General features: G+C 73.4%; 26 protein-coding genes and 1 pseudogene. 13 read left to right on the top strand and 14 right to left on the bottom strand.

All coding sequences use genetic code 11. The annotated features are described in order from the left end of the window. Nucleotides 1-52: 52 nt before the first annotated feature. Together LQ326_RS22485 and LQ326_RS22480 are read left to right on the top strand one after the other, a co-directional pair. Nucleotides 53-1,285 carry a sensor histidine kinase gene (locus tag LQ326_RS22485; protein WP_234539127.1) on the top strand — a complete coding sequence of 411 codons (1,233 nt, stop codon included), beginning with the start codon at nt 53-55 and terminating at the stop codon, nt 1,283-1,285. After that, entirely contained in the window at nt 1,282-1,947 is a 666-nt protein-coding gene (locus LQ326_RS22480; protein WP_234539126.1) for a response regulator transcription factor, read from the top strand. The genes LQ326_RS22485 and LQ326_RS22480 overlap by 4 nt, the downstream gene beginning before the upstream one ends. On the opposite strand, the gene LQ326_RS22475 is transcribed toward LQ326_RS22480, so the two are convergent. Together LQ326_RS22475 and LQ326_RS22470 are read right to left on the bottom strand one after the other, a co-directional pair. Then, nucleotides 1,908-2,192: a DUF6332 family protein gene (locus LQ326_RS22475; RefSeq protein WP_234539125.1), complete on the bottom strand. Its 285-nt coding sequence runs from the start codon at nt 2,190-2,192 to the stop codon at nt 1,908-1,910. The genes LQ326_RS22480 and LQ326_RS22475 overlap by 40 nt on opposite strands. A gap of 73 nt (nt 2,193-2,265) precedes the next feature. Continuing rightward, on the bottom strand, nt 2,266-3,741 hold the full coding sequence (locus LQ326_RS22470) for an MFS transporter (RefSeq protein ID WP_234539124.1): 1,476 nt from the start codon (nt 3,739-3,741) through the stop codon (nt 2,266-2,268). 86 nt (nt 3,742-3,827) lie between these two features. On the opposite strand from LQ326_RS22470, the gene LQ326_RS22465 reads away from it, so the two are divergent. Next, complete coding sequence (locus LQ326_RS22465) at nt 3,828-4,229, top strand: MarR family winged helix-turn-helix transcriptional regulator (RefSeq protein WP_234539123.1); 402 nt, start codon at nt 3,828-3,830, stop codon at nt 4,227-4,229. Between the two features lie 36 nt (nt 4,230-4,265). On the opposite strand, the gene LQ326_RS22460 is transcribed toward LQ326_RS22465, so the two are convergent. The 3 genes from LQ326_RS22460 to LQ326_RS22450 all read right to left on the bottom strand — a co-directional run bounded on the left by LQ326_RS22460 (nt 4,266) and on the right by LQ326_RS22450 (nt 6,251). Continuing rightward, a complete protein-coding gene (locus LQ326_RS22460) occupies nt 4,266-5,000 on the bottom strand; it encodes a maleylpyruvate isomerase family mycothiol-dependent enzyme (RefSeq protein WP_234539122.1) in 735 nt (244 codons plus the stop codon). A gap of 237 nt (nt 5,001-5,237) precedes the next feature. After that, nucleotides 5,238-5,951, bottom strand: coding sequence for a CPBP family intramembrane glutamic endopeptidase (locus tag LQ326_RS22455; RefSeq protein WP_234539121.1), 714 nt, complete (start codon nt 5,949-5,951; stop codon nt 5,238-5,240). A gap of 12 nt (nt 5,952-5,963) precedes the next feature. Beyond that, nucleotides 5,964-6,251: a hypothetical protein gene (locus LQ326_RS22450; protein ID WP_234539120.1), complete on the bottom strand. Its 288-nt coding sequence runs from the start codon at nt 6,249-6,251 to the stop codon at nt 5,964-5,966. 152 nt (nt 6,252-6,403) lie between these two features. Here LQ326_RS22450 and LQ326_RS22445 point away from each other — a divergent pair, with 152 nt between their 5' ends. Beyond that, complete coding sequence (locus LQ326_RS22445) at nt 6,404-8,119, top strand: alpha/beta hydrolase (protein WP_234539119.1); 1,716 nt, start codon at nt 6,404-6,406, stop codon at nt 8,117-8,119. Between the two features lie 98 nt (nt 8,120-8,217). Here the strand turns inward: LQ326_RS22445 and LQ326_RS22440 are convergent, their stop codons facing one another. Both LQ326_RS22440 and LQ326_RS22435 read right to left on the bottom strand, forming a co-directional pair. Further along, nucleotides 8,218-9,330, bottom strand: coding sequence for an MFS transporter (locus tag LQ326_RS22440; protein ID WP_268207410.1), 1,113 nt, complete (start codon nt 9,328-9,330; stop codon nt 8,218-8,220). 538 nt (nt 9,331-9,868) lie between these two features. Further along, entirely contained in the window at nt 9,869-10,522 is a 654-nt protein-coding gene (locus LQ326_RS22435; protein WP_234539117.1) for a TetR/AcrR family transcriptional regulator, read from the bottom strand. A 57-nt stretch (nt 10,523-10,579) separates the two neighbouring features. Here LQ326_RS22435 and LQ326_RS22430 point away from each other — a divergent pair, with 57 nt between their 5' ends. The 3 genes from LQ326_RS22430 to LQ326_RS22420 all read left to right on the top strand — a co-directional run bounded on the left by LQ326_RS22430 (nt 10,580) and on the right by LQ326_RS22420 (nt 12,783). After that, nucleotides 10,580-11,257 carry a class II aldolase/adducin family protein gene (locus LQ326_RS22430; RefSeq protein ID WP_181807981.1) on the top strand — a complete coding sequence of 226 codons (678 nt, stop codon included), beginning with the start codon at nt 10,580-10,582 and terminating at the stop codon, nt 11,255-11,257. Beyond that, a complete protein-coding gene (locus tag LQ326_RS22425) occupies nt 11,254-12,183 on the top strand; it encodes a carbohydrate kinase family protein (RefSeq protein WP_234539116.1) in 930 nt (309 codons plus the stop codon). Before LQ326_RS22430 ends, LQ326_RS22425 begins: the two co-directional genes overlap by 4 nt. 204 nt (nt 12,184-12,387) lie before the next feature. Beyond that, complete coding sequence (locus LQ326_RS22420) at nt 12,388-12,783, top strand: luciferase domain-containing protein (protein ID WP_181807983.1); 396 nt, start codon at nt 12,388-12,390, stop codon at nt 12,781-12,783. A gap of 30 nt (nt 12,784-12,813) precedes the next feature. On the opposite strand, the gene LQ326_RS22415 is transcribed toward LQ326_RS22420, so the two are convergent. Continuing rightward, nucleotides 12,814-13,593, bottom strand: a complete 780-nt coding sequence (locus LQ326_RS22415) for a DeoR/GlpR family DNA-binding transcription regulator (RefSeq protein WP_234539115.1) — start codon at nt 13,591-13,593, stop codon at nt 12,814-12,816. 132 nt (nt 13,594-13,725) lie between these two features. On the opposite strand from LQ326_RS22415, the pseudogene LQ326_RS22410 reads away from it, so the two are divergent. Then, nucleotides 13,726-14,118: pseudogene (locus tag LQ326_RS22410) on the top strand (SIS domain-containing protein); the annotation flags it as partial. 15 nt (nt 14,119-14,133) lie between these two features. On the opposite strand, the gene LQ326_RS22405 reads toward LQ326_RS22410, so the two are convergent. After that, on the bottom strand, nt 14,134-15,264 hold the full coding sequence (locus tag LQ326_RS22405; protein WP_234539114.1) for a methyltransferase: 1,131 nt from the start codon (nt 15,262-15,264) through the stop codon (nt 14,134-14,136). A 67-nt stretch (nt 15,265-15,331) separates the two neighbouring features. Here LQ326_RS22405 and LQ326_RS22400 point away from each other — a divergent pair, with 67 nt between their 5' ends. Together LQ326_RS22400 and LQ326_RS22395 are read left to right on the top strand one after the other, a co-directional pair. Further along, nucleotides 15,332-15,982 carry an alpha-ketoglutarate-dependent dioxygenase AlkB family protein gene (locus LQ326_RS22400; RefSeq protein WP_234539113.1) on the top strand — a complete coding sequence of 217 codons (651 nt, stop codon included), beginning with the start codon at nt 15,332-15,334 and terminating at the stop codon, nt 15,980-15,982. A gap of 139 nt (nt 15,983-16,121) precedes the next feature. After that, nucleotides 16,122-17,357 (top strand): ROK family protein, encoded by a 1,236-nt coding sequence (locus LQ326_RS22395; RefSeq protein WP_234539112.1) that lies wholly within the window; start codon nt 16,122-16,124, stop codon nt 17,355-17,357. A 16-nt stretch (nt 17,358-17,373) separates the two neighbouring features. Here the strand turns inward: LQ326_RS22395 and ilvY are convergent, their stop codons facing one another. Next, entirely contained in the window at nt 17,374-18,228 is an 855-nt protein-coding gene (ilvY, locus tag LQ326_RS22390; protein WP_234539111.1) for an HTH-type transcriptional activator IlvY, read from the bottom strand. 88 nt (nt 18,229-18,316) lie between these two features. Here ilvY and LQ326_RS22385 point away from each other — a divergent pair, with 88 nt between their 5' ends. Both LQ326_RS22385 and LQ326_RS22380 read left to right on the top strand, forming a co-directional pair. Then, entirely contained in the window at nt 18,317-19,789 is a 1,473-nt protein-coding gene (locus LQ326_RS22385; protein ID WP_234539110.1) for a ketol-acid reductoisomerase, read from the top strand. A 430-nt stretch (nt 19,790-20,219) separates the two neighbouring features. Beyond that, the gene (locus LQ326_RS22380) at nt 20,220-20,510 is read left to right on the top strand and encodes an SHOCT domain-containing protein (protein WP_234539109.1); all 291 of its coding nucleotides are present in this window, start codon (nt 20,220-20,222) and stop codon (nt 20,508-20,510) included. Between the two features lie 270 nt (nt 20,511-20,780). On the opposite strand, the gene LQ326_RS22375 is transcribed toward LQ326_RS22380, so the two are convergent. Together LQ326_RS22375 and LQ326_RS22370 are read right to left on the bottom strand one after the other, a co-directional pair. After that, nucleotides 20,781-21,377, bottom strand: a complete 597-nt coding sequence (locus LQ326_RS22375; protein ID WP_234539108.1) for an ATP-binding protein — start codon at nt 21,375-21,377, stop codon at nt 20,781-20,783. 183 nt (nt 21,378-21,560) lie between these two features. Continuing rightward, on the bottom strand, nt 21,561-21,884 hold the full coding sequence (locus tag LQ326_RS22370) for a hypothetical protein (protein WP_181807920.1): 324 nt from the start codon (nt 21,882-21,884) through the stop codon (nt 21,561-21,563). A gap of 358 nt (nt 21,885-22,242) precedes the next feature. Here LQ326_RS22370 and cds1 point away from each other — a divergent pair, with 358 nt between their 5' ends. Next, nucleotides 22,243-23,367: an L-cysteine desulfhydrase Cds1 gene (gene cds1, locus LQ326_RS22365; protein ID WP_234539107.1), complete on the top strand. Its 1,125-nt coding sequence runs from the start codon at nt 22,243-22,245 to the stop codon at nt 23,365-23,367. Between the two features lie 4 nt (nt 23,368-23,371). On the opposite strand, the gene LQ326_RS22360 is transcribed toward cds1, so the two are convergent. Together LQ326_RS22360 and LQ326_RS22355 are read right to left on the bottom strand one after the other, a co-directional pair. After that, the gene (locus tag LQ326_RS22360; protein ID WP_234539106.1) at nt 23,372-23,842 is read right to left on the bottom strand and encodes an SRPBCC family protein; all 471 of its coding nucleotides are present in this window, start codon (nt 23,840-23,842) and stop codon (nt 23,372-23,374) included. Nucleotides 23,843-23,930: 88 nt separating this feature from the next. Beyond that, nucleotides 23,931-24,749 carry a DeoR/GlpR family DNA-binding transcription regulator gene (locus LQ326_RS22355; RefSeq protein ID WP_234539105.1) on the bottom strand — a complete coding sequence of 273 codons (819 nt, stop codon included), beginning with the start codon at nt 24,747-24,749 and terminating at the stop codon, nt 23,931-23,933. Between the last annotated feature and the right edge of the window lie 89 nt (nt 24,750-24,838).

The following is a 24,838-nucleotide window of genomic DNA, read 5'->3' as shown; positions in this document are numbered from 1 at the left end:
CACCTCGCCGGACTGACGCCCGCGTGCGCCGCCGGCGTCTAGCGTGGCGGTCATGGACGAGCAGCGGGTACGGGAGCGCGGCCCCGCGCAGTGGTGGCAGTACGGGCCCCCGTGGTGGGACCGCGCCGACGCCACCGCCCCTGGCACCCGCCGTCTCCGGCTGCCGTGGCGCACCACCGCGCTGCTGACCGTCCTGGTGCTGATGGGCTCGAACTTCGCCGCTCATGGGCAACCCCACCGCGAGCACCTCGACCCGTACGCCCGGCTGCTGCTCCTCGGCACCTGTGCCCTGCTGCTGTGGCGGCACCGGCACCCGGTGCCCGTGGTGTTCGGCACGGCCGCGCTCGTGCTGGTCTACCTCGGCGCCGGCTACCCGTATGGGCCGGTCTTCGCGGCCGTCGCCGTGGCCTGCTTCAGCACGGTCGTCGCCGGGCACCGGCGGGCCGCCTGGGCGGCGCTCGGGATGCTGTGGGCCGGGCATCTGCTGATCTCGCTGTGGCTGTACCGCCGGCTGCCGCCGCCGGGCGACACGAGGGCGGGCCTCGGCCCGGAAGTGATCATCGCCACCTGGGTGCTGATCATCGTCTCGGTGGCCGAGCTGGTCCGGCTGCGGCGCGAGCAGTGGGCGCGGGAGCGGGCCGACCGCGCCCAGGCGGCCCGGCGGCGCGCGGACGAGGAACGCCTGCGGATCGCCAGGGAACTGCACGACGTCCTGGCGCACAGCATCTCGGTCATCAACGTCCAGGCCGGCATGGGCCTCGCGCTCCTCGACTCCGATCCCGAGCAGGCCAGGTCAGCGCTCACCACCATCAAGGCGGCCAGCAAGGAGGCCCTCGGTGAGGTGCGTCAGGTGCTCGACACCCTGCGGGCACCGGGAGCCGCGCCGCGGGCGCCGGCGCCCGGTCTCGGGCGGCTGCCGGAACTGGTGGAACAGGCGGCGGCCACCGGACTCACCGTCGAGGTGACGGGGGAGCCGCCGCGCCTGCCGCCCGGCGCCGACCTGGCCGCCTTCCGTATCGTGCAGGAGGCCCTCACCAACGTCGTACGGCACTCCGGTTCACGGCACGCGCGCGTGCGGCTCGAACACGGCGCGGGGAAGCTGCGGTTGCGGATCGACGACGACGGTCCGGCGACCGGGGCGGACGCGGGCGGCAGCGGGAACGGGCTGGCCGGGATGCGGGAGCGGGCGGCCGCCCTGGGGGGCACCATCGAGGCGGGACCGCGCGCCGACGGCGGCTTCCGGGTGCTGGCCGTACTGCCGTCGGACGACCGGGAGGACCGATGATCCGGGTACTGCTCGCCGACGACCAGTCGCTGGTGCGGGCCGGTTTCCGGGCGCTGCTCGACGCACAGCCGGACATCGAGGTGACCGGTGAGGCGGCGGACGGCGAGGAGGCGCTGCGCAAGGTGCGCGAACTGCGCCCCGACGTCGTCCTGATGGACATCCGCATGCCGCGTCTGGACGGCCTGGCCGCGACCCGCCGGGTCACCGGCGAGCCGGAGCTGACGGACGTGAAGGTGGTCATGCTGACGACGTTCGAGCTCGACGAGTACGTCTTCGAGGCGATCCGTTCCGGAGCCTCCGGGTTCCTGGTCAAGGACACCGAGCCGGACGAACTGGTGCGGGCGGTCAGGGCGGTGGTGGCCGGGGACGCGCTGCTGTCGCCGGGGGTGACGCGCCGGCTGATCGCGGAGTTCGCGGCCCGCTCCAAGGCACCGGCCGCCGCCGACGCGCTCGCCCGGCTGACCGAACGGGAGAAAGAGGTGATGGCGTTGGTCGGCATCGGCCTGTCCAACGAGGAGATCGCCCGCCGCCTGGTCGTCAGCCCCCTCACCGCCAAGACCCACGTGAGCCGCACGATGATCAAACTGGGCGCCCGGGACCGCGCCCAACTGGTCGTGCTGGCCTATGAGTCGGGCTTGGTGCGGCCGGGCTGGCTGGGCTGAGACGAGTGCCGGAACCTCACCAGCACGCTGACGACCCGGGCGGGGAACAGCACGGCCGCGAGCACCGCGCCCACGACGGGCAGCGCGCGCTCCAGGCCGCCGGGCAGCTCGAACAGCAGCGCCGGACCGGCCACCGCCCCGTAGACGGCCGCGGCCGCGAACGCCGCACTGCACAGCGCGTATCCGGTCTCGACGGTGATCGCGGCCCGCTCGGCCTGACCGCGCCGTCCCCCGTGCGTCGTCATCCCCACAGTCTCACAGCCGGGCGCCCGGCGGGGCAACGTCCCCCGCCGGGCGCATGTGCGCAGCCGTCCCCCTTCAGTCGCCCGCGGGCACGCGCTCCGCCTCCAGGGAGGCGGACCTGGCGATCACGACGGTCTGCTGCGGGCGCCGGGCCCGCAGCCCCGTGAGCGTGATCAGCAGCCCGGCGAGGGCCACGACCGCGACCACCAGGAAGCCGGGACGGTAGCTGTCGAGCACCGCCTGCGGCGTCGCGTGGGCGGGCGCGCCCGCGGTGACCACGGCCGTGACGATCGCCAGGAAGATCGCACCGCCCACCTGCACCGAGGTGTTGAGGAGCCCGGAGACCATGCCCTGCTCGTGGTCGTCGACGCCGTTGGTGGCCTGGATGTTGAGGGAGGGGAAGACCAGGGCGCAGGCCGCTCCGATCAGCAGCATCGACGGCAGGATCGCCGCCGCGTAGGCCGGGCTCAGGTCGACCCGGAGGAACAGGGCGTAGCCGAGGACCATGAACGCGAAGCCGGCCGCGATGAGCCGCGGGGTGCCGAAGCGGTCCACGATCGCGCCGACCTTGGTCGAGGACACCGCCACCAGCGCGCCGGCCGGCAGGAAGGCCAGCGCGGTGTGCAGCGCGGACCAGCCGAGCAGGGACTGCATGTACAGGGTGGTCAGGAACTGGAAGCCGACGTACGAGCCGAAGAAGGCGATCGCGCCGAGCTGGGCGCGGATCTGGTTGCCCGAGCGGAGCACGCCGAGGCGGATGAGCGGGCCCGGGGAGCGGCGTTCGATCCGGACGAAGACGGTCAGCAGGACGGCGACCGCGAGGAAGGACAGCAGGGTGCGGGCCGACGCCCAGCCGACCTGCGGGGCCTCCACGACGGTGAACACCAGGAGCAGCATGGAGGCGGTGCCGAGGACGGCGCCGGGGATGTCGTAGCCGTTGTGGTCGCGTTCGCGGGAGCTGCGCGGCAGCAGCCGGAGGCCGGCGAGGAGTGCGGCCAGGGCGATGGGGGCGGGCAGCAGCATGGTGAGGCGCCAGCTGGCCTCGGTGAGCAGGCCGGACAGCACCAGGCCCATGGAGAAGCCGGTGGCCGCGCAGGTGGTGTAGATGGACAGGGCCCGGTTGCGCAGCGGGCCCTCGGGGAACGTGGTGGTGATGATCGAGAGGCCGGCGGGGGCGGTGAAGGCCGCGCTCAGGCCCTTGACGAAGCGGCTGGCGATCAGCAGCGGACCCGAGTCGACCAGGCCGCCCAGGAGTGAGGCGAGCGCGAAGACGGCGAGGGCCACGAGGAACACCTGGCGCCTGCCCAGCAGATCGGCGGTGCGGCCGCCGAGCAGGAGCAGGCCGCCGTATCCCAGGATGTAGCCGCTGACGATCCATTGCAGCGTCGAGGTGGACAGGTGCAGGTCGGAGCCTATCGACGGCAGGGCGACGCCGACCATCGACACGTCCAGCGCGTCCAGGAACATGGCGGCGCAGAGCACCAGCAGGGTGCCCCAGAGCCGGGGAGTCCAGCGTCCCCCGGCGACGGGGGCGGTGAGCGGAGAGGTCATGACCCGAGAGACTACATGCACATGCATCGAATGCAAATGCATTTAATTACTGTGCAACAGTCGGGATTCTCTGCTACGTTGCCCCGATGGCGGCGAAGAAGCCCGAGCAGGCACTGGTGGAGCAATGGCGGGACATCCTGGCCCTGCACGCCCGCACCCAGTGCGAACTCGACCGCGCCCTGCACGGCCACGGCCTGTGCGCCAGCGACTTCGAGGTCCTCGACCTGCTCTCTGACGCTCCGGCGGCGAACCGCGCGTGCAGCTTCCGGGTCCAGGAGATCGCCGAACGGGTGCACCTCAGTCAGAGCGCGCTGTCCCGGCTGATCGCCCGCCTGGAGAAGGACGGCCTGGTCGAGCGGACCATGTGCCCGGAGGACCGGCGCGGCGTGCGGGTGGCGCTCACCGGCAAGGGGCGCGCGCTGCACGGCGAGGTGCTGCCGGTGCAGCGCGCGGTGCTCACCCGGATGCTGGCCGCCGAACCGAGCTGAGAGCGGCCGGTCCGGCCGCCTGCCCTGGCCGGCCGGTCAGATACCGGAGTTCGTCAGCCACAGGTCCACCACCTCGGGGTCGCCGTGCACCGTCGGCACCGGCACCCGGTTCCACAGGGCCAGGTACAACTGGTCGGCGGGGCCCGCGAGTTCGGCCGTCGCGTCGTCGTGCGCGCCGAGTCCCGTGACCGGCGGCCGCGCCGACAGCCGTACGGTCCAGGCGGCGTCCGCGTCGACCGTGCGCACCACCATCACCCGTGGGTGTTCGCTGCGGACCCGGCTGCGGGTGCGGGCGTGGAAGCCGCGCAGCAGTTCGTCGATCCCGTCGACCGCGAAGTCCGTGCCGACCGGGGTGGCCCGGCCGCCCCGCGCGGCCTCCGCGTCGTAGCGGTGGACGGTCGTCTCGTGGGCCTGCCGGCGGAGCCAGAAGGCCAGCGGTGCGGAGACCGGGGCGGGGTGGAAGGTCCAGCAGTTCATGTCCCGCGGTGCGCCGCCCAGGGTGTCGACGAGCCGGCGGTGGCCCTCCCGGTACCAGGCGGTCAGCTCGGTGCCGTCGATGGCCGGCGGGTCCGGAACGGGGCGGGGTGAGGTCTCGGCGTCGGCGACGACACCGGCGGCCCACCGGTGGATGGTGCCGGTGTGCCGCAGCAGGTCGCGCACCCGCCAGTCGGGGCAGGTGGGAACCGGGGCGTCGAGCCCCGCCGCCGCGGCGGCCGTGGCCAGCAACCGGCCCTCCCGGTCGAGGATCTCAAGAAACTCGTCAGTCTCCATGCCGTGAGTCTGCCGGATACGAGCCCGTGCCCGCGGCTGGGGCCTGTTGCGAAAGTGCCGTCTGCCGCGCGACGCCCGGCGCGCCCTCTCGGCGCACCGCCCGAAAGCCCGGGTACGCCCGGTACGAGGGCTTCCGGACGGCACTCCCCCCAGCCTTCGGCCGGGGGGATCCCCAGAGCCCGCACCGGACGCCGCGCGGCCGCCCTTCGGGCGGCGACGCCACTTTCGCAGCAGGCCCTAGCGCAGCAGGAACCCCACCGTGTACCCCAGCGCGTTGACCGCCCAGTGCAGGGCCATCGGCGCCAGCAGGGAGCCGCTGCGATCGCGCAGCCAGCACAGCAGACAGCCCGCCACGGCCGTGAACAGCACCGCGCCGATGTCCACCAGCACGGCCCCGGCGACCGAGTGCCCGAAGAGCGAACCCAGCGTCGGCTTGTCCTTGTCGAGGTTCAGCGAGGGCAGGATGTGCCACAGGCCGAAGAGCACGGAGGAGACGACGGCCGCCGTGGTGGCCGTGCGCAGGCGGCGCAGGAGTGCGAACAGCACCCCGCGGAAGGCCGTCTCCTCCAGCAGTACCGTCCCCACGGGCACCACGACCAGCGCCTTGAAGGCGATCTCCGGCCCGTTCAGCGCGTCCGTCCGCTGGTCCGCGAACAGTCCACGGGTGACCGGCAGCAAGGCCCCGCCCAGATAGACCGCCGCGACGATCCCGATCAAAGTGACCGCCCAACGTGCCCCGTCGCCGAGGGTGTCGCGGCCGAGCCCCAGTTCCAACCAGTTGCCCCCGGCCCAGAACAGCAGCCCCACCAGGACGGCCGAGACGACGACCGCGGTGAGCAGGATCCAGGACCCGGCCCAGCGGTTGTCCAGCAGGTTCGCCGATACCAGCACGGCCACCGCAGCCGCCAGGGCGGGGCGGGTGGGGAGCCGGGGGAACCGGGCGAGCGGCATGCCGAGGGGGTGTCAGAACCCGGTCGGGGCGCCCGGCGTGCGGCAGGGCGTGCGGTGCCCGCCGCCGCGACCCCCGCCCGGTGCGGCGCCGACGACGGGGACGACCCGGATCCCCGCCTTCGGCGACAGGGCGCGGGCGGCCCGGGTGACGGCCTGCCGAGCGGCGCGCTCGCTCGTGCCCCGCCGGAGAACACCGGCACCGGCCACCGAGCCGCCTGCCGCCGCGGTCGGCGCGGTCGGCGTCAGTCCGGCCGCAGGCGGGGTGGAGCGTGCGTTCGCGGTCGTCCGGGCCTGGGCCATGCCCACCACGATGGGACACCTCGTGCCGGCTTGCACCTTTTCCCGCGAGGAAGGGTGAACCTGGGGGACTTTCCGGATGCGGCGGCGGATGCGGTGGCCGATCGTGGTCCCGAGGTGGCCAAGTGAGTGGTGCGGGCAGGGCTCTGAATCGTATGAAGGACGGGACCCGGCGGACGGCGGAGCGGGTGCGCCGGCATGCGGGCCCCGACCGGGTGGTCCGTCGGCGGCCGTGCTGGGGCGGCGTCGGCGTGGCGGTGCTGTGCTACTGCCTGTCCCTCACCCCCTCCCTGCTCCCGCGTGCCTGGTGGCTCCAGGGACTCGTGGCCGGCGTCTCGGCGGCCGTCGGCTACGCCGTCGGCGCCGTGCTGGAGACCCTCGCCCGGCTGCTGCTGAGCTGGGCCGGCGGCCGCGTCCGCCCACGGACCCGCCGTACCCTCTGGGCCGCCCTGGGCGTGCTCGGCGCCGCCGCGGTGGTCACCGTCACCGCCTGGAGCGTCCGCTGGGAGGGACAGGTCCGCCGGGCGGTGACCCTGCCCCCGCACATTGTCTGGTGGCAGTGGGCGCTCGTCCCGTTCGTGGCCGCGCTGGTCGTGGCGCTGCTGCTCCTGGCCGCCCGCGTGGTACGGCTCTCCACCCGCGTGGTCGTTCACGCGTTCGGCGCGCTCGTCCCGCGCCCCGTCGCCTGCGCCACCGGGGTCGTCCTGGCCGCCTTCGTGATCGTCGGAATCGTCCAGGGCTTCCTGCTGCGCGCCGCGCTGGACGCGATCGAGAGCGGCGCCTCGCTCGCCGACCAGGGCACCACCGAGGGCGTCCACCAGTCCACCCTGCCCACCCTCTCCGGCAGCCCCGGCTCCGCCGCCCGCTGGGACACGCTGGGCGCCAAGGGCCGCGACTTCGTCGGCACGGCCACGCCCCGCGCCGACATCGCCGCCTTCACCGGCCGCCCGGCGAAGGATCCGGTACGGGTCTATGTCGGCCTGCGCTCCGCCGACACCCTCGGTGAACGCGCCGCCCTCGCCGTACGCGAACTCGAACGCACCGGCGGCTTCTCCCGCACGGTCCTCGCCGTCATGGGCACCACCGGCACCGGCTGGATCAACGACCAGGGCAGCAAACCCCTGGAGTACATGTGGCACGGCGACACCGCCGAGGTCGCCATGCAGTACTCGTATCTCCCCAGCTGGGTATCCGCGCTCACCGAGGACGAGGCCGCCGCCACCGGACGTGCCCTCTTCGACGCCGTCTACACCAAGTGGCGGACGCTCCCCGCCGGCTCCCGTCCCCGGCTCGTCCTCTACGGCGAGAGCCTCGGATCCTTCTCCATGGAGTCCGCCCTGAACGGTTCCCCTGCCGCGCTCGTCGCCGAGACCGGCGGCGCGCTGTTCGTCGGCCCGACCTACGACAACCCGCTGTGGAAGACGGTCACCGCACGGCGGCAGCCGGGCAGCCCCGAGTGGCGGCCGGTGGTCGCCGACGGGGCGCATGTGCGCTTCGCGCAGGTGCCGGCGGACTACGGCATCCCGGACGCGCCCTGGGGCGAGCCCCGCGCGGTCTACCTCCAGAACGGCTCCGACCCCGTCGTCTGGTGGTCGCCCGGCCTCGCCCTCCGCAGGCCGGACTGGCTGGACCGGCCGCGGGCCCGCGACGTCTCACCGGCGATGCGGTGGTACCCGCTGCTGACGTCCTGGCAGGTGGCGTGCGACCTGGCAGGCGCCGACAGCGTGCCGGACGGATTCGGACACCGGTACGGAACCCTGCCGACGAGCGCGTGGGCGGAGATCACGAGCCCGCCCGGTTGGACAGGCGCCGACACCGCGCGGCTGGCCGGGGTACTGGAGCCGCTACCGGAACCGGGACTGCTGGACTGAGGCGATGCCCTGGCCGCACGCCCGCACGCCCGCACGCCCGCACGCCCGCACGCTCGTCCGCACGGGCGTGCGGACGGCGGACGGGCGGGAACCTCCGGTCAGTGCCCTGCCGTGCGCCGGGTCAGCAGTGCGATGGCCGCGGCGGTGGCGGCGAGGACGGCGACGGTGGTGAGGGCGGCGGGGAGGGAGAGCCAGTCCGCCATGAAACCGATGGCGGGTGGTCCCAGGAGCATGCCGCCGTAGCCGAACGTGGAGGCGATGGCGACCCCCTCGGGGCCGGCCAGCCTGCCCGCGCGTTCGACGGCGACGGGGAAGAGGTTGGCGAGGCCCAGTCCGGTGATGGCGAATCCGAGGAGGGCCGCCCACAGGGCCGGGGCGAGTGCGCCGAGCAGCATGCCGGTCGCGGCGGTGGTGCCGCCGAAGACCAGGGTGCGGGTCTGGCCCAGGACCTCGAGCAGTCTGGTGCCGCTGAGCCGGCCGACGGTCATGGCGAGGGCGAAGCAGGAGTAGCCGACGGCGGCCGTGCCGGGTGCGGCGCCGAGGTCCTGCTCCAGGTGCAGGGCGCTCCAGTCGGCCATGGCGCCCTCGCCGTAGGCCGTGCACAGGGCGATCAGGCCGAACGTGACGACGAGCAGCCGGGTGCCGGGGGCCAGGCGGTGCGGTACGGATGTCGTCTGCGCTGGGTCGTCCTCGGGCGTGGCCGGCGCGGGAGTGCGCAGGAGCGTGCGGCCCGCGAACAGGGTGACCACGAGGCCGACGGCGGTGAGGGCGAGCAGGTGTTGCGTGGGCGTCAGCACTCCGGCGATCAGGGCGCCCAGGCCGGCGCCGATCATGCCGCCCAGGCTGAAGGCGGCGTGGAAGCTGGGCATGACCGGGCGGCGGAGGGCGCGTACCAGGTCGACCGCGGCGCTGTTGAAGGCCACGTTGATGCCGCCGTAGGCACTGCCGAAGACCAGCAGTACGGCGCCGAGGGCCAGGACCGAGTGGGTGAGCGGGGGCAGGGCGACACTGAGGGAGAGCAGGACGGCGCAGACGACGGTCACGAGGTGGGAGCCGTAGCGGCGGCACAGCCGGCCGGTGAACATCATCGTGATCACGGCTCCGGCCGAGACGCCGAGCAGGGCGAGACCCAGGGCGCCGGCCGAGGCGCCGGTCTGTTCCTTGACGGCCGGGATGCGGACGACCCAACCGGCGAAGACGAAGCCGTCCATGGCGAAGAAGACGGTCAGGGCCACGCGGAGTCGGACGAGGGCGTTTCCGGGCACGGCGTTGTGCGTCCGGATTTTGTTTATTAGCGGCACAAATGCAGGCTAGGTGAGGGCGGCGGACGGGACAAGGGTGGTGGGCGGCCACCGGGACCGGACCGCCGCCCCGGTCGACGCGGATCGTTCAGGCGGATCGTTCCGCGGGCCGGGGCGTCGTCCGCGGGTGGCCGGGCTGGCCCGCGCGGCGGGCGCGCTCGGCGGTGTGCCGGGCGCGCCGCCGACCGGACCTCTGCGCGCGGCACCGGCCCCCGGCCGCCTCCCGCTCGCCGTCAGCGGGTGTGCGGTGCTTCTCCTCCCACTGGTGGCGGTGGCGGTGGCGGCGGCGGCATGGGGCATCGGCCGCCGACGGGTGTGCTCGCGCCGATCGCTCTCGGCCGGGGCCTTGGGGGCGGTGAGGAACTGCGCCGGGGCGGCGGACCGGAACCGCGGACGCCGTACGGGCAGGCGTACGAAGGCACGGCGCCCGCCGTGCGGCCGGTGGCGCTCAGCCGTCCCGCGGCCCGCGCCTCCCCGCGAGGTCCGTGAGGTAGCCGCGCAGCATGACCTTCGCCTCGTCGAGGAGAGCCGTGTCGCCCTCGGGGTCGCGGCGGAAGGCCTCCTGGGCGAGCGCGTCGGCGGCCAGGACGGCGGCATGGCACGCGGGGCCGAGCCCCGGCGCGTCGTCGGCGATGCCCAGCGCGAGCAGTACCCGGCGCACCCCGTCGGCCATCCGGCGCTTGTGCTCGCGGTCCGCCGCTCGGGTCCGGTCAGTCAGACCGCTGCCGAACCACAGGGCCCTGAAGCCCTGTTCGGTGCGGTAGAGCCCGGCGTACGTGTCGATCAGCACGCCGACCGGGTCGGGCCAGCGCTCCGTCGCCGCGCTGCGCACGAACTCCTCCATCAGCGCTTCGAGCCGGGAGAAGTACGTGGCCGCCAGCGCGTCGATGATCGCGTCCCGGTCGGGCAGGTACTGGTACAGCGAGCCGACCGACACCCCGGCCTCCGCCGCGACCCGGGTCGTGGTCAGGGCCGGTACGCCCTCGGCGATCAGCACGCGCTCCGCCGCCTGCAGCACCCGTGCCAACCGGGCTTTGCTGCGGGCCTGTTGGGGAGTCCGACGCAGCACGGTCCCGGCCTCCTCGGCGCTCGGCTCGCTCACCTGCGGCTCCTGAATCTGAACGTGACTTTGTTTCAGGTTTAGGTTACCGTCGCGGCCATGACGGACTCAAGCTCCGCGCTGGTTCAGGAGCGGGCCGCGGTGGCGGACGTCTGCCGTCGTCTCGGAGCGGCGGGCCTGCTCATCGGCACGGCGGGCAACGTCAGCGTGCGGGTGGGGGACCGGGTCGCGGTCACCGCGACCGGCGCGGTGCTCGCCCAGCTCACCGCGGGCCAGGTGACGGTGGTCGACCTGGACGGCAAGGTCGTCGCCGGGACCCTGCAACCGACTTCCGAACTCGACCTGCACCTCGGGGTCTACCGGCGTCACGGCGCCGCCGCGGTCGTCCACACGCACGCCCCGATGGCCACCGCCCTCTCCTGTGTGCTCGACGAACTGCCCTGCGTCCACTACCAGTTGCTCGCCCTCGGCGGCACCGTCCGGGTGGCGCCGTACGCCACCTTCGGCACCCCGGAACTGGCCGAGTCGGTGCTCACCGCGCTCGACGGCCGCAGCGCCGCCCTGATGGCGAACCACGGCTCGGTCACCGTCGGCCCGACCCTCGACAAGGCGGTCGAGAACGCCCTGTTGCTCGAATGGGCCTGCGGTGTCTACCAGCACGCGGCGGCCCTCGGCACGCCCCGCGTCCTGGACGAACGGCAGCAACTTGCGGTGATCGAAGCCGCGATCGCCCGGAACTACGGCACCACCCAATCCCTGCAGGAGGGCAAGCCATGAGAGTCGTCACGATGGGCGTGCACGTGCTGGACGTGCTGGTCCGGCCGGTGGACGCGATACCCGAGGGCCAGGGCGCCACCCTGGTCGAGGACATCAGGATGACCGCGGCCGGGACCGCCGGCGGGACCGCGCTCAGCCTCGCCAAACTCGGTGCCACCGTGCAGAGCGCCGGGGCCGTCGGCGCCGACGCGACCGGCGACATGCTGGTGCAACTGCTCGGCAGGGCCGGGATCGACACCGGCTTCCTCGTCCGCCGTACCGACACCGCCACCTCGGCGAGCGTGCTGCCCATCCGCCCGAGCGGCGACCGGCCCTCGCTGCACCTGCTGGGCGCCAACATCACCTACGGCGTCGACGACGTGCCCTGGGACGCCCTCGCCGAAGCCGGCCATCTCCACCTCGGGGGACCGGAGTTGATCGGCGTCGACGCCGCCGCGCGCATCCTGCACTTCGCCAAGGAGCACGGCGTGACGACCTCCGTGGACCTGCTCGCGCCCGGCGCCCTCGGCAGCTTCGAGCAGATCGCGGCGGCGCTGCCCTACGTCGACCATCTCCTGCCCAACGACGACCAGGTGCTGGGCTTCTCCGGCGAGGACGATCTGGTGGCGGGTGCGAAGAAGCTGCTCGGCGCCGGCGCCGGGCTGGTCGCGGTCACCCGAGGCGGCGACGGCGCGCTGCTGGTCACCGCAGAGGGCGCCGAGCCGGTGCCCGCCTTCGAGACCGACGTAGTGGACACCACCGGCTGCGGCGACGCCTTCTCGGCCGGATTCGTCTACGGGATGGGGCTGGGCCGCACCGCGTACGACTCCGCGGTCCTCGGCAACGCCGTGGCGGCACTGGTCGCCCAGGGCCTCGGCAGTGATCACGGGGACTTCGACCTCGCCGCCGCCGACGCGTTCGCGGCGACGACTGCCAGGCGTGCGTAGGGCAGATGCCGGACCCGCGCGCCACGTGACGCCGGCCACGGCGCTCCCGGACGTCCGGGAGATACCCTCCGTCCCTCGAACTGCTGACATTCCGCGGACATTCGCTCGTCCCCGGTGTCTGTGTTCGGACGTAGTCCGGCAACAGCTCGGTTAATAACTGCTCGCTGGTTGGTTACCGGAGAGTGAGCGGGCCATGATGGCCCCATGACGTTGGCCGCGCGTGCTCTGGCGCAACTGGCGACCTGGCCCGACCTGACCCAGGCCGTACCGAGCTGCGGGCTGGGGCAGGCGGTGAGTTCGTCGCAGGGCGAGATCGCGCACTTCCACTCCGAACGCGATGTGGACCTGCGTCTCACCGCCCACGCCATCCGGCACTTCGCCAAGAACCTCAGGCGCACGGGGGCGATCCGGATCGTGCCGGGTTCGCAGTGGGTGACCTTCCGGCTCGACGCGGCGAGCGACGTCGACCTGCTGCTGACCCTGGTGAGCGTCGCCCTCCAGGCCCAGCAGAGCTGGCCGGATCCGGCCGACCGGCCCGTGTTCGGCTGCAACGACCAGCGGGGCGCGGGATTCGTCAGCGCGGACACCAGCGGGATGTGACCGAGAGCCGAGCCGCAGCGGCGCGTCGCGTCACGCGGTCAGGACCCGGATCCCCGCCTCCTCGAACCGGCGCACCGCATCCGGCGTTGCCGCCGTGTCCGTGACCAGCGTGTCCACCAGTTCCGCCGGGCAGATCCGGGCGAACGCCCGCGCGCCCAGCTTGCTGGAGTCGGCGGCGACGACCACGCGGGCCGCACGCTCGCACAGCAGCCGGTTGACCGCGGCCTCCGCCTCGTCGTGGGCCGCCGCCCCGTGCGTGACGTCGAAGCCGACCACCCCGAGCACCGCCACATCAAGGGTGATCTGACCCAGCACCCCGTTCGCGAGCGGCCCTACCAGCTCGTAGGACTGGGGGCGCGCCACCCCGCCCGTCACCACGATCTTGAACTGGGGCCGCACCGCGAGCTCGTTGGCGATGTTGAGCGCGTTCGTGACGACCGTCAGCGCCGGGGTGCCGGTGGTGAGGTCCGCGCGTACGGCCAGGGCACGGGCCACCTCCGTGGTGGTGGTACCGCCGGTCAGCCCCACCGCCTCGCCCGGCGTGACCAGATCCGCCACCGCCTTGGCGATCCGCTGCTTCTGGGAGGCCTGCCGGGCCGTCTTGTAGCGCAACGGCAGCTCGTACGACACCCCGTGCACCACCGCCCCGCCCCGGGTGCGCACCAGCATCTGCTGCTCGGCGAGCTGGTCGAGGTCCCGGCGGATGGTGGCCGCCGAGACCGCCAGCTCGGCCGCCGCCTGCTCGACCTCAAGGCGGCCGCGCTCGGCCAGCAGCTCGAGCAGCGCCTTCCAGCGGGCATCGCGCGACATCCGCCCCTCCGTTCCTCGATCTCCCGGCGACCCTAGCGCACCCGATCTGAGGCGGAATGCTCGATTGTGATTGAAAGCTCGCTCTATCTTGCAAGAACAATCATCGCAGGGGAGGGCTGGTGATAGTCCCATATCATCCACGAGCTGAACGGCCAGCCCGAGTGCTGGACACGAGCCGCCGCCCAGGCGGCCCGTGAAGCCCACGCGCTCCCGGCCCCGGGCGAGCGGGTCGCGATCGTCGGGTGCGGCACCTCCTGTTTCATGGCCCAGGCCGCGGCCGTACTGCGCGAGAGGGCGGGGCACGGCGAGACGGACGCCTTCGCCGCCTCGGAGTTCCCGCACGGGCGGTCCTACGACCGGGTGCCGGCCCTGACCCGGTCCGGCACCACCACCGAAGTGCTGGAACTGCTCGGCGAGTTGAAGGGACGGGTGCGCACCGCGGCGATCACCGCCGACCCCGGCACCCCCGTCACGGAGGCCGCCGACGACCTCGTCGTCCTCGACTACGCCGACGAACGCTCCGTGTGCCGGCCGGCCGGACTACCCTCGCTTGACGGCCTTGAGCACCACGAACTTCGGGTCGCTCGCCACCAGTTCGCTGTTGCCGAACAGGCGGCGCAGCGTCACGTGGTAGCCCAGATGCCGGTTGCCGATCACCCACAGCTCGCCGCCCGGCCGCAGCGCCCGTTTCGCCCCGCTGAACATCCGCCACGCCGTCGCTTCGGTGGTCGCCTGGTGGGAGTGGAACGGCGGGTTGTTGAGCACCACGTCCACGCTCCCGGCGGCCACCCCCGCCAGCCCGTCCCCGACCCGGAACTCGGCGTGCCCGGGCACCCCGTTGGCCTTGTAGGTGGCCTCCGCCGAGGCGATCGCCTGGAACGACTCGTCCACGAACAGCACCTCGGCCGTCGGATCGGCCAGCGCCACCGCCGTCCCCACGACCCCGTTCCCGCACCCCAGGTCCACGATCCGCCGTCCTCCGGCCGGCAGATGGGCCAGGAAGAACCGGGTCCCGATGTCGAGCCGGTCGGCGCAGAAGACCCCCGCGTGGTTGACGACCGTACGCCCGGAGACCGCGCCGACGCCCTCGGGCAGCGCGTAGCTGTACGGCCACGGATTCTCCGGGCGCTCCAGCGACGGGTCCGGCGTGCAGTGGATCAGCCGGGCCTTCTGCTCGGCCAGTGAGGTCCGGGTCGGCCCGAGGATCCGCTCGAACAACCGGAGCGTCGACGTGTGGATCTCCTTGACCATGCCGGTGCCGACCACGACCGTGCCCGCGTGCACGGCGGGCGCCAGCCGCAGCAGCTGGTCCTCAAGGAGCGCAAGGCTCTTGGGAACCCTCACCAGCAGCACGTCCACCCGCTCCGGCGGCGGATCCTGGGTGGTCAGCAGCCGCACCGCGCCCGGCTCGACACCCGCGCGCCCCAGGTTCACCCGGGTCGCCTCCTGGCTCAGGTACGAGTCGGTGATCTGCGCCGGCCGGTGCTCCGCCAGCGCCGTGACCAGCGCCCCCCAGCGGTCGCCGAGCACCACCACCGTGCCGGACAGTCCGATCCGCTCCCGGTCGAGATACCGCAGCAGGTACGCGTCGGAGGCGTCCCAGGCACGCAGCCGGTCGCGCGGATCCTCCGGAAAACGGGACAGCTCGAACTCGCCCCAGGCAGTCGTCATACGGTCGCTCATCGTGCGTCCAGGCTAGCCGAATCGCAGCTCAGGCCCGGTCGGGCAGGATGGGGGCATGGAGGACGAGCTGTTCCCGAGGGCGCGCGCCCGCATCGCGCCGGGCGCCGTGCACGTCCCTGACTGGCTGCACGCGGACCGGCAGCGCGCGCTGCTCACCGCCTGCCGCGACTGGGCCCGGCCCCCGGCGGGCCTGCGCACGGTCCGCACGCCCCAGGGCGGCACGATGACCGCCCGCCAGGTCTGCCTGGGCTGGCACTGGTACCCGTACTCCTACGCCCGCACGGCCGTCGACGGCGACGGCAGCCCCGTGAAGCCGTTCCCGGCCTGGCTCGACGAACTGGGCCGCCGCGCGGCGGCCGACGCCCTCGGCCCGGAAGCGGTCGGCGGATTGTCGTACGACATCGCTTTGATCAACTTCTACGGCGCCGACGCCCGCATGGGCATGCACCGTGACGCCGACGAGCGCTCGGACGCGCCGGTGGTGTCGCTGAGCCTGGGGGACACGTGCGTCTTCCGTTTCGGCAACACGGAGAGCCGAGGGAAGCCGTACACGGACGTGGAGCTGCGGTCGGGGGACCTGTTCGTGTTCGGGGGCGAGTCGCGGCTCGCCTACCACGGGGTGCCGAGGGTGTACCCGGGCACGGCGCCCCCGGAGCTGGGCCTGACCGGCCGCCTCAACGTCACGCTGAGAGTGAGCGGCTTTTGACGAACCCCGGCTGGAGCGCGCCCCCAAAGGGGCGCGGGGCGGTGTCGACATGCGGCTACCACCGCGTGGACGCGACCAGCCCCGACGGCGCCGCACCTTCGATACGGCCCCTCCTGCGGATCATGGCAGACTCCCTCTCATGAGCGGAAAGGCGGCCCCCGGCCCGACGGGGAACGGAACCTCGAAACCCCGGTTGGACCGAGGGCGCGGCGCACTCGGCCCCGCGCTGGAACTCGTGCACACCGGCCGCGCCCCCACCCGCGCGGTGCTCACCGCGGAACTCGGCGTCACCCGGGCCACGGCCGGTGCCGTCGCCGCCGAACTGGAGGCGCTCGGCCTGATCAGGGTCGACGCTCACCCCGGCGCCGCCGCGGGTTCGCAGGGCCGCCCCTCCCACCGCCTTGAGGTCGCCGAGAACGGCCCGGTCGCCCTCGCCGCGCAGGTTCACGCCGACGGTTTCCGCGCGGCGCTGGTCGGCCTGGGCGGCAGCATCGTCGCCACCGCGCCCGGCTGCGAGGCGGTCGACGCCGATCCGGCCAAGGTGCTCGGCTCGGTGGTGGAGGCGGGCGCCGACCTGCTGCGCACCACCGGCCGCCGCTGCGTCGGCGCCGGTCTCGCCGTGCCGTCCGCCGTCGCGGAGCCGGAGGGCCTGGCCCTCAACCCCCTCCACCTGGCCTGGCCGGTCGGGGCACCGGTGCGCCGGATCTTCGCGGAGTGTGTGCGGGCGGCCGGGATCACCGGTCCGGCGTTCGCGGGCAACGACGTGAACCTGGCCGCGCTCGCCGAGCACCGGCACGGCGCGGGCCGGGGCGCCCGGGATCTGCTGTGCGTGGCCACCGGGCACCGGGGCGTCGGCGGCGCGCTGGTCCTGGACGGCCGCCTGCACACGGGGAGTTCGGGCCTCGCGCTGGAGGTCGGTCACCTCGCCGTGAACCCCGAGGGCCGCCCCTGCCACTGCGGCAGCCGGGGCTGTCTGGACGTGGAGGCCGATCCGCTGGCGCTGCTGATCGAGGCGGGCCGCGCTCCCGGTCCCGAGGTGTCGCTGCTCCGGCAGGCCGAGGACCTGATCCGCGACCAGTACGCCGACCCGACCGTCCGCAGGGCCACCGAGGCCCTGATCGACCGGCTCGGCCTCGGCCTGGCAGGGCTGGTCAACATCCTCAACCCCGACCGCGTCATCCTCGGCGGCCTGCACCGCACCCTGCTGGACGCCGACCCGGAGCGGCTGCGCGCCGTCGTCGCCGACCGCAGCCTGTGGGGCCAGAGCGGCAGCGTGCCGATCCTGCCGTGCACGCTGAGCCACAACAGCCTCGTGGGAGCAGCCGAGTTGGCCTGGCAGCCGGTGCTGGACGACCCGCTGGGGGCACTTCGGTAACCGGCCCGCCGCCCGCCTACCAGTGCGCCGTCAGGCTCCACAACGCCGCCACCAGCGGCCGCCTGAGGTCGGACCGGCGTACGCACAGACCGATGGGGAACGGCTCCGGCGCGGGGTCGGCCGGCAGCACCGCGATCCGGTCCCGCACCGCGCTGTGTTCCAGGACCAGCCGGGGGACCACCCCCGTGCCGCAGCCCAGGGCCACCAGGGCCAGCAGGGCCTCGTGGCCGTCCGGTTCACAGGCGACGGCCCCGGGCCGCCCCCGGGCCCGGAGCCAGCGGTCGGCCGCCTCGCGCACCAGACCGCGCTGGGGGAGGACGAACGGGCCGTCCAGACCGGGGTCCGGGCGGTCGCGCGCGGTCACCAGGACCAGGTCGGTCACCGTGAGCGTCCGGCCGACCAGCGGTCCCGGGAGCCGTGCCGGGATCCCGGCCACGGCCACATCGGCCTCGCCCTCGTCGAGCCGGGCCAGCGCGGCCGCCGCGTCCCCGGTGCGCAGATCGAGCCGCACCTGGGGATGCGCCGTACGGAACGGCGCCAGGAGATCGGGCAGCAGGGTCTGGCAGGCGGTCACGGTGGCGAACACCGTGAGCCTGCCGGTGAGATCGGCCGGATCGGGGCGTTCGTCGCGGTAGGCCTGCCACAACTCCAGCGCCTGTACCGCGTATTCGCGAAACCGCCGGCCCTCCGCGGTCAGGGACACCCCGCGCGGGCCCCGGTCGAACAGCCGGTGCCCCAGCTCCGTCTCCAGCCGCTGCACGGTCCGGGTCAGCGTCGCCGGGCTGACATGGCAGTCCAGACTGGTCCGCCCGAAGTTCAGCGACTGCGCGAGGTGGAGGAAGAGCCGCAGCCCCCGTTGATCGTCCAGCACCCTGTGACCAGGCCCTTTCATAATCCGCAACAGCCCGCTGCGAAAGTTGCGCTTGTCGCAACGTTCGCCCGGAGCCTACAACTCGACCATGACCTCGACGACCAGCTACACCTCCGGCGTCTTCGCACTCGAGACCATGGACGTGCCCGGCGGCACGGAGACCATCCTGCGTGGCGGACGGCACCTCTTCCCCCTGCTGCCCCAGGCGTTCGCCGGGGTGAGCAGGATCGGCGTCCTGGGCTGGGGCCCGCAGGGCCGCGCCCAGGCCCGCAACCTGCGTGACTCCCTCGCCGGCACCGGCATCACGGTCACCGTCGGCCTGCGCCCCGGCTCCGCCTCGGCCGCCGACGCCCGCGAGCACGGCTTCACCGAGGAGAACGGCACTCTCGGTGACTGGCTCGCCGTCGCCGCCGACAGCGACCTGCTCCTCCTGCTGATCGCCGACGCCGCCCTCGCCGCCCACCACCAGGAGATCTTCGAGGTCCTCAGGCCCGGCGCGGTCATCGGCCTTTCGCACGGATTCCTGCTCGGCCATCTCCGCGAGAGCGGCGGTGACTTCCCGGCCGGCCACGGTGTGATCGCCGTCTGTCCCAAGGGGATGGGCGACTCCGTGCGCCGCCTGTACGAACAGGGCGTGCAGACCAACGGCGCCGGGATCAACAGCAGTTTCGCCGTGCACGCGGACCCCGACGGCCGGGCCACCGACCTCGCGCTCGGCTGGTCGGTCGCGCTCGGGGCGCCGTACACCTTCCGCACCACCCTGGAGAGCGAGTACCGCTCCGACATCGTCGGCGAGCGCGCCATTCTGCTCGGCGCCGTGCACGGCATCGTGGAGAGCCTGTACAGCCGTTACCGGCTTGCCGGGGACGACGAGGTGACGGCGTACGAGCGGTCCTGCGCGAACGTGACCGGGCCCATCGCCCGGACCATCTCCCGGGCGGGCATCAGGGCGGTCCGGGAGAACCTCGACACGGCCGTCCGGGAGGAGTTCGACCGGGCGTACACGGCGGCCTACGCACCCGCCCGCGAGATCGTCGCGGAGATCTACGACGAGGTCGCCGACGGCACCGAGCTGCGCAGCGTGGTCCTGGCCGAACGCCGGCTCGGGACGCGGGAGATGAGCCGGATCGGCGGTTCACCGATGTGGGCGGCGGGGGAGCGGGTGCGGGCCCGGCGGACCGGACGGGAGCTGCCCGTCGAGCCGTTCACCGCCGGGGTGTTCGTGGCCACGATGATGGCGCAGGTCGACGAGTTCGCCGAGCGCGGCCACCCCTGGTCCGAGATCGTCAACGAGTCCGTCATCGAGGCGGTGGACTCGCTGCTGCCCTACATGCACGCTCGCGACGTGGCGTACATGGTCGACAACTGCTCCCGCACGGCCCGCCTCGGCACCCGCCGCTGGGGCCCGCGCTTCCAGGCGGCCTACGAGCAGATCGCCTACCCGGCGGCCGGACTCCCCGCCGACCAGGAATTGTTGGCCGCCTTCGAGGCCCACCCGGCCCACGAAGCGCTGGCCGCCGCGGCGAAGCTCCGCCCGTCGGTCGACATCTCCGTTGCCTGAGGGCTGACGGCACTCGACGGCGAAGGCCCGGGCCGGGTCGTCCGCGAGGATCCGGCCGACGTGCTCCGCACCCGGCGCGGCCACCGGCCGCGGAGCCGCACCCGCGGCAGCGGATACGGCATCCCGGGCCCGCCGTCCACTGCCCGTGCCTGGCCGCGGCCCGCCGCTGGACGCCGAGACGGGGGCAGCGGTCGTAGGCGGCCGGGGATCACCCGGTCGGCGGGAACACCCGCCTCCCCGCGGTCCCGCACGGCGTCTACGCCGTCCGGGGCCGGCGAACGCCAGTCCTTTCGGGAGCCCGGCGCCCGCGGTCGTGTACTCCCCGGGAGGTACGGCGACTGCCGTCGTCCGCACGACGACCCGGACGCCGCCTCGGAGTCAGGCTCAAGGCAGCACACCGAGACCTTCCCGATGGAGGAGTTGGACCAAGATGCAGACCCTGGCGAACTGGGGCGGCGGCCCCGGCCCGTGGATCCTGTTCTTCCCGCTGATCTGGGCGGCCGTCGTGATCGGCACCGTCACGTTCCTGCGCCGCACCGCGTGGCGCGGCCGCGGCGGGCCCTGGCGTCCGATGGACGAGGGGCGGCCGTCGGGTGACTCGCCGCTCGCGGTCCTCGGCCGCCGCTTCGCCGCCGGCGAGATCGACGAGGACGAGTACTGGCGCAGGCTGTCCGTCCTGGAGGAGCAGTTCGGCCGCCTCGGCAAACCCGGCGCGGCATGACCACGCCCGCCGCGGCGCCGGACGCGGCTCGTGTCGCGTACGCCGCGAGGCCGTACGGCGGTGGCGACCCCACCGTACGAGCCCGGACGGCGTGGACGCGGCGGTGCCGACGGAACGCATCGGCGGGCCGGCGGCCGACGCTCTCCGCAGGCCTGCCGGGAGCGGCCCCGCGGGCGGTATGCCTTGAGGTGCCCTGGGTCGTCGACGGGGAGCGAACGACCCAGGAGTGAATGCGGGGGGAGAGATGCGGCGAGGAGACTCACCGCCCGCTCAACTGGCGACAGCCGAGCGGGCGGGAGCGTGCGCGGCGCCAGGCACGGCGGCGGTGGCGTGTGCGGGGGCCGGGGCACCGGCGGTCGCATGGGCGGGGGCGGGCGCACCGGCGGGCGCGGGTTCGGGCTCGCCGATCCGGCGGGTCGCCGATTCGGCGACCCGCCGCGGCGGGCGGGCCGGCTTCGGTGCGGCCGTCGGCGCGGGCAGGGTGAACCACACGACTTTCCCGTCGTCGTGCGGCCGCGCCCCCCAGCTCTCGCTGACCGCCGCCACCATCGCGAGCCCCCGGCCGCAGGTGGCCATCAGCGCGACCTCCGTGCCGTCCTCGATCACGGGCAGGCGTGGGTCGTGGTCACGGACCGACACCGTGAGGCGGTCGAGCTGGAGCTCGATCTCCACGGTGCAGTTCTTGTCGGGCTGCGCGTGCCGGTGGACGTTGGTCAGCAACTCGGTCACACCGAGCGCGGCCCGGTCGATCAACGGGTCGAGGCGCCAGTACCGCAACTGCGCAGATACGATTCTGCGGACCTGACCGATCCGCGGGGGCAATGCTTGGAGCTCCACCGAGCAGTGTCTGCTTGGGTGTTTGATCACGGCTGCGACTCCCCGACGTGAGGTCCGGAAGAACACGGAGAACGGATCCAGCAGGGCGCCGCCGTCCACGGGGCCGCCTGCTGTCGTGGCCGGCGGGCTGGTTCGCAGCGTTATCGCCGGTAAACCCAGAGTGACGTGAGACAAGCGTGACCCAGCGCACACGGTCCCGCAACTCGCCGCGGTTCAGCGGTCACGCCCCGCGGCCCGCCGTACCGCCTCGATGAAGCGGCGCGCCGCGGGCGGACCGGACTCGCCCGGCGCCGGATCGTGGTCACCCAGGGTGAGTGAGTAGCGCTGGCCGTTGAGGTCGGCCAGAGCCCGGTCCTGCGACGCGAACCACGGCTTCGAGGCCCGTACGGCCTGCACGGGCGCACTGTCGATCTCGCTGCCGTAGCTCGTCAGCAACTGCAGCCTGCCGTCCCTTATCCGGACCTGACCGGCCCGGGTGAGCGAACGCAGCCGCTTGTCGATCCGCACGCCCTTCGCCGTGAACTCCGGCTCCGCCATCCTGCCCCGCCCCTTTTCGAGTGCCTCGGTCGCCGTCCGGAGCTTGCGGCCCCGGCCCGGCGCGTTCCGGCCCGTGTCGTGATCCAGTGTGCGCCCCCGTTCGGGACGTTCGTCCCGTCCGGTGGCAGTCTGCCCGCCCTCGGCGCGCAGCACCAGTACGCCGGGGCCGCCGGGCGGGGGCGCTCGGAGCACTCGCCGCAGTGCGCCCCCGAAGCGTTCTCGCCACTGCTCCCCAGGGGCGCCTTTGAGCTGCCCAAAGATGCGTTTATGCAGGTGGGAAGCGGTGTGGAAGGTGCTTATGATCGAGGCGTCGGCCGCGCTCGGACGTCGTCGGCGCGAAGCCCTAAGGAGTCCTGCCGTGAGCATCACCCCGCAGATCCGGACCGGCGTCACCCTCGACGTCGACCGCAGCGACGCGGCATGTCGCGACTGGCTCAAAGAGGCCGTCCGCAAAGTCCAGGCGGATGCGAACAGGTCGGCGGACACCCACCTGCTGCGCTTCCCGCTGCCCGAGGCCTGGGGCATCGACCTGTACCTGAAGGACGAGTCCACGCACCCGACAGGAAGCCTCAAGCACCGGCTGGCCCGCTCGCTCTTCCTCTACGGCCTGTGCAATGGCTGGATCCGGCCGGACCGGCCGGTGATCGAGGCCTCCAGCGGCTCGACGGCCGTCTCCGAGGCGTACTTCGCCAAGCTCATCGGCGTGCCCTTCATCGCCGTCATGCCGCGCACCACCAGCGCCGAGAAATGCCGGCTCATCGAATTCCACGGCGGGCGGTGCCACTTCGTGGACGACTCCCGGAAGATGTACGAGGAGTCCGCGCGCCTCGCGGTGGAGACCGGCGGCCACTACATGGACCAGTTCACCTACGCCGAACGGGCCACGGACTGGCGCGGCAACAACAACATCGCCGAATCCATCTTCCGCCAGCTGGAGTTGGAACGGTTCCCGGAGCCCGCCTGGATCGTCGCCACCGCCGGGACCGGCGGTACGTCCGCGACGCTCGCGCGCTATGTCCACTACACCCAGCGCGATACGCGGATCTGTGTCGCCGACCCCGAGAACTCCTGCTTCTTCGAGGGCTGGACCACCGGCGATCCGGACGTCACGTGCGACTGCGGGTCCCGCATCGAGGGCATCGGGCGGCCGCGGATGGAGCCGAGCTTCGTGCCGGGCGCCATCGACCGGATGATGAAGGTGCCGGACGCGGCGAGCGTGGCCGCGGTGCGGGCGCTGGAGCGGGCGATCGGGCGCAAGGCCGGGGGATCGACCGGGACCGGGCTGTGGAGCGCGCTGAAGATCGTCGCCGAGATGGTCGCCGAGGGACGGCAGGGGAGTGTGGTGACACTGCTGTGCGACCCGGGTGACCGCTACCTCGACAAGTACTACTCGGACACGTGGCTCGCCGGGCAGGGCCTGGACGTCGCGCCCTACGCGGCGGCGATCGACTCGCTGCTGGCGACGGGAGTCTGGGCCGGCTGAGCCGCTACCGCGTAAGGCGCCGGTCCAGTTCGGCCACCGCGCTCCCGAAGGCCCGGCCCAGCCCTGCGCGCGCCATCCTGACCACGAGGCGGAACGGCGCCGTGCCGTCCACGGCGAAGGTCCACTGCACGCGGGTGCCGCCGCCCGACGGGACGAGCCGCCACTCCTCCGCCATGGCGTGCGCGCCGGGCGCGTTGGTCAGGTCCACCCGGTAGGCGTACACCTCCGCCTCCTTGGCCGCGATGACCGTCTCCCGGAAACGCCCGCCGCCCTTGAGCCGGATGTCACGCCCGGCACCGTCGTCGACGGACTCCGCGTGGGTCACCGCGGCGAACCACTCCGCCCAGCCGGGCACGTCGTCGTTGAGTGCGTGAAAGACCCGCTCGGGCGGCGCGGACATCTCGCGTGCGAAGACCAGACGTACGGGCGCGGTCTCGACGAAGTCGAGCCCCACGGGGCGCAGACGGCGCGTCATGGACGAGAACCCCCTTGGCCGAGAAGGCCGTTGACCGGCTCCGACACGATAACTGATGGGCCGTCAGATGTCTGCGGTGCGGACGCGATCAGCTCTCCGCCTCGCCCGCCACCACCAGCCGGCGCAGATGCTCCGAGATCTCCGCACGTGCCGGGGCCGGCAGGCCCGCGTCCGTGACCAGCGTGTCGACCTGCTCCAGCTTGGCGAACGAACTCAGGCCCACCGTGCCCCACTTGGTGTGGTCCGCGACCACCACGACCCGACGGGCCGAGTGCACCAGGCGGCGGTTGGTCTCCGCCTCCGCGAGGTTCGGCGTGGAGAGACCGGCCTCGATCGATATGCCGTGCACGCCGAGGAAGAGCAGGTCGAAGTGGAGCGCCGCGATCGCCTGGTCGGCCACCGGGCCGACCAGCGAGTCGGACGGGGTGCGCACCCCGCCGGTCAGGACCACCGTCGCCGCGCCCTGGCGCTGCCCGGAGACCCGCTGGGCCGCGTGGAAGACGTCCGCGACCCGCACCGAGTTCGTCACCACGGTCAGGTCGGGGACCTCCAGCAGGTGATGGGCGAGCGCGTACGTCGTGGTACCGCCGGACAGGGCGATCGCCGTACCCGGCACGACCAGTTCGGCGGCGGCCCGCGCGATGTCCTCCTTGGCGGTCAGCTCCAGCCCCGACTTGGCCTCGAACCCCGGCTCGTGGGTGCTCGCCTCGACCACCGGCACCGCGCCGCCGTGCACCTTCTCCAGCACACCCTGCCGGGCCAGCGCGTCCAGATCCCGGCGCACCGTCATGTCCGACACGCCGAGTTTGCGGGTCAGCTCGTTGACCCGCACGCCGCCCCGGCGCCGGACCTCGTCCAGGATCAGGGCGCGGCGCTGCTCCGCGAGGAGGTTCTGGTTCTCGCTCACGTACGCTCCGGTCCTCTCGCCTCAAAGCCGTCAGACACGCCCTGCATACCACCCCCGACCAGGACGTTCCGGCCGGCTCCGGTGCGCGG

The sequence above is a fragment of the Streptomyces shenzhenensis genome (assembly GCF_021462265.1).
Taxonomy (GTDB): Bacteria; Actinomycetota; Actinomycetes; order Streptomycetales; family Streptomycetaceae; genus Streptomyces; species Streptomyces shenzhenensis.
The sequence above is the reverse complement of the archived record's forward strand: the minus strand, read 5'-3'. Positions and strand labels throughout refer to the sequence as shown.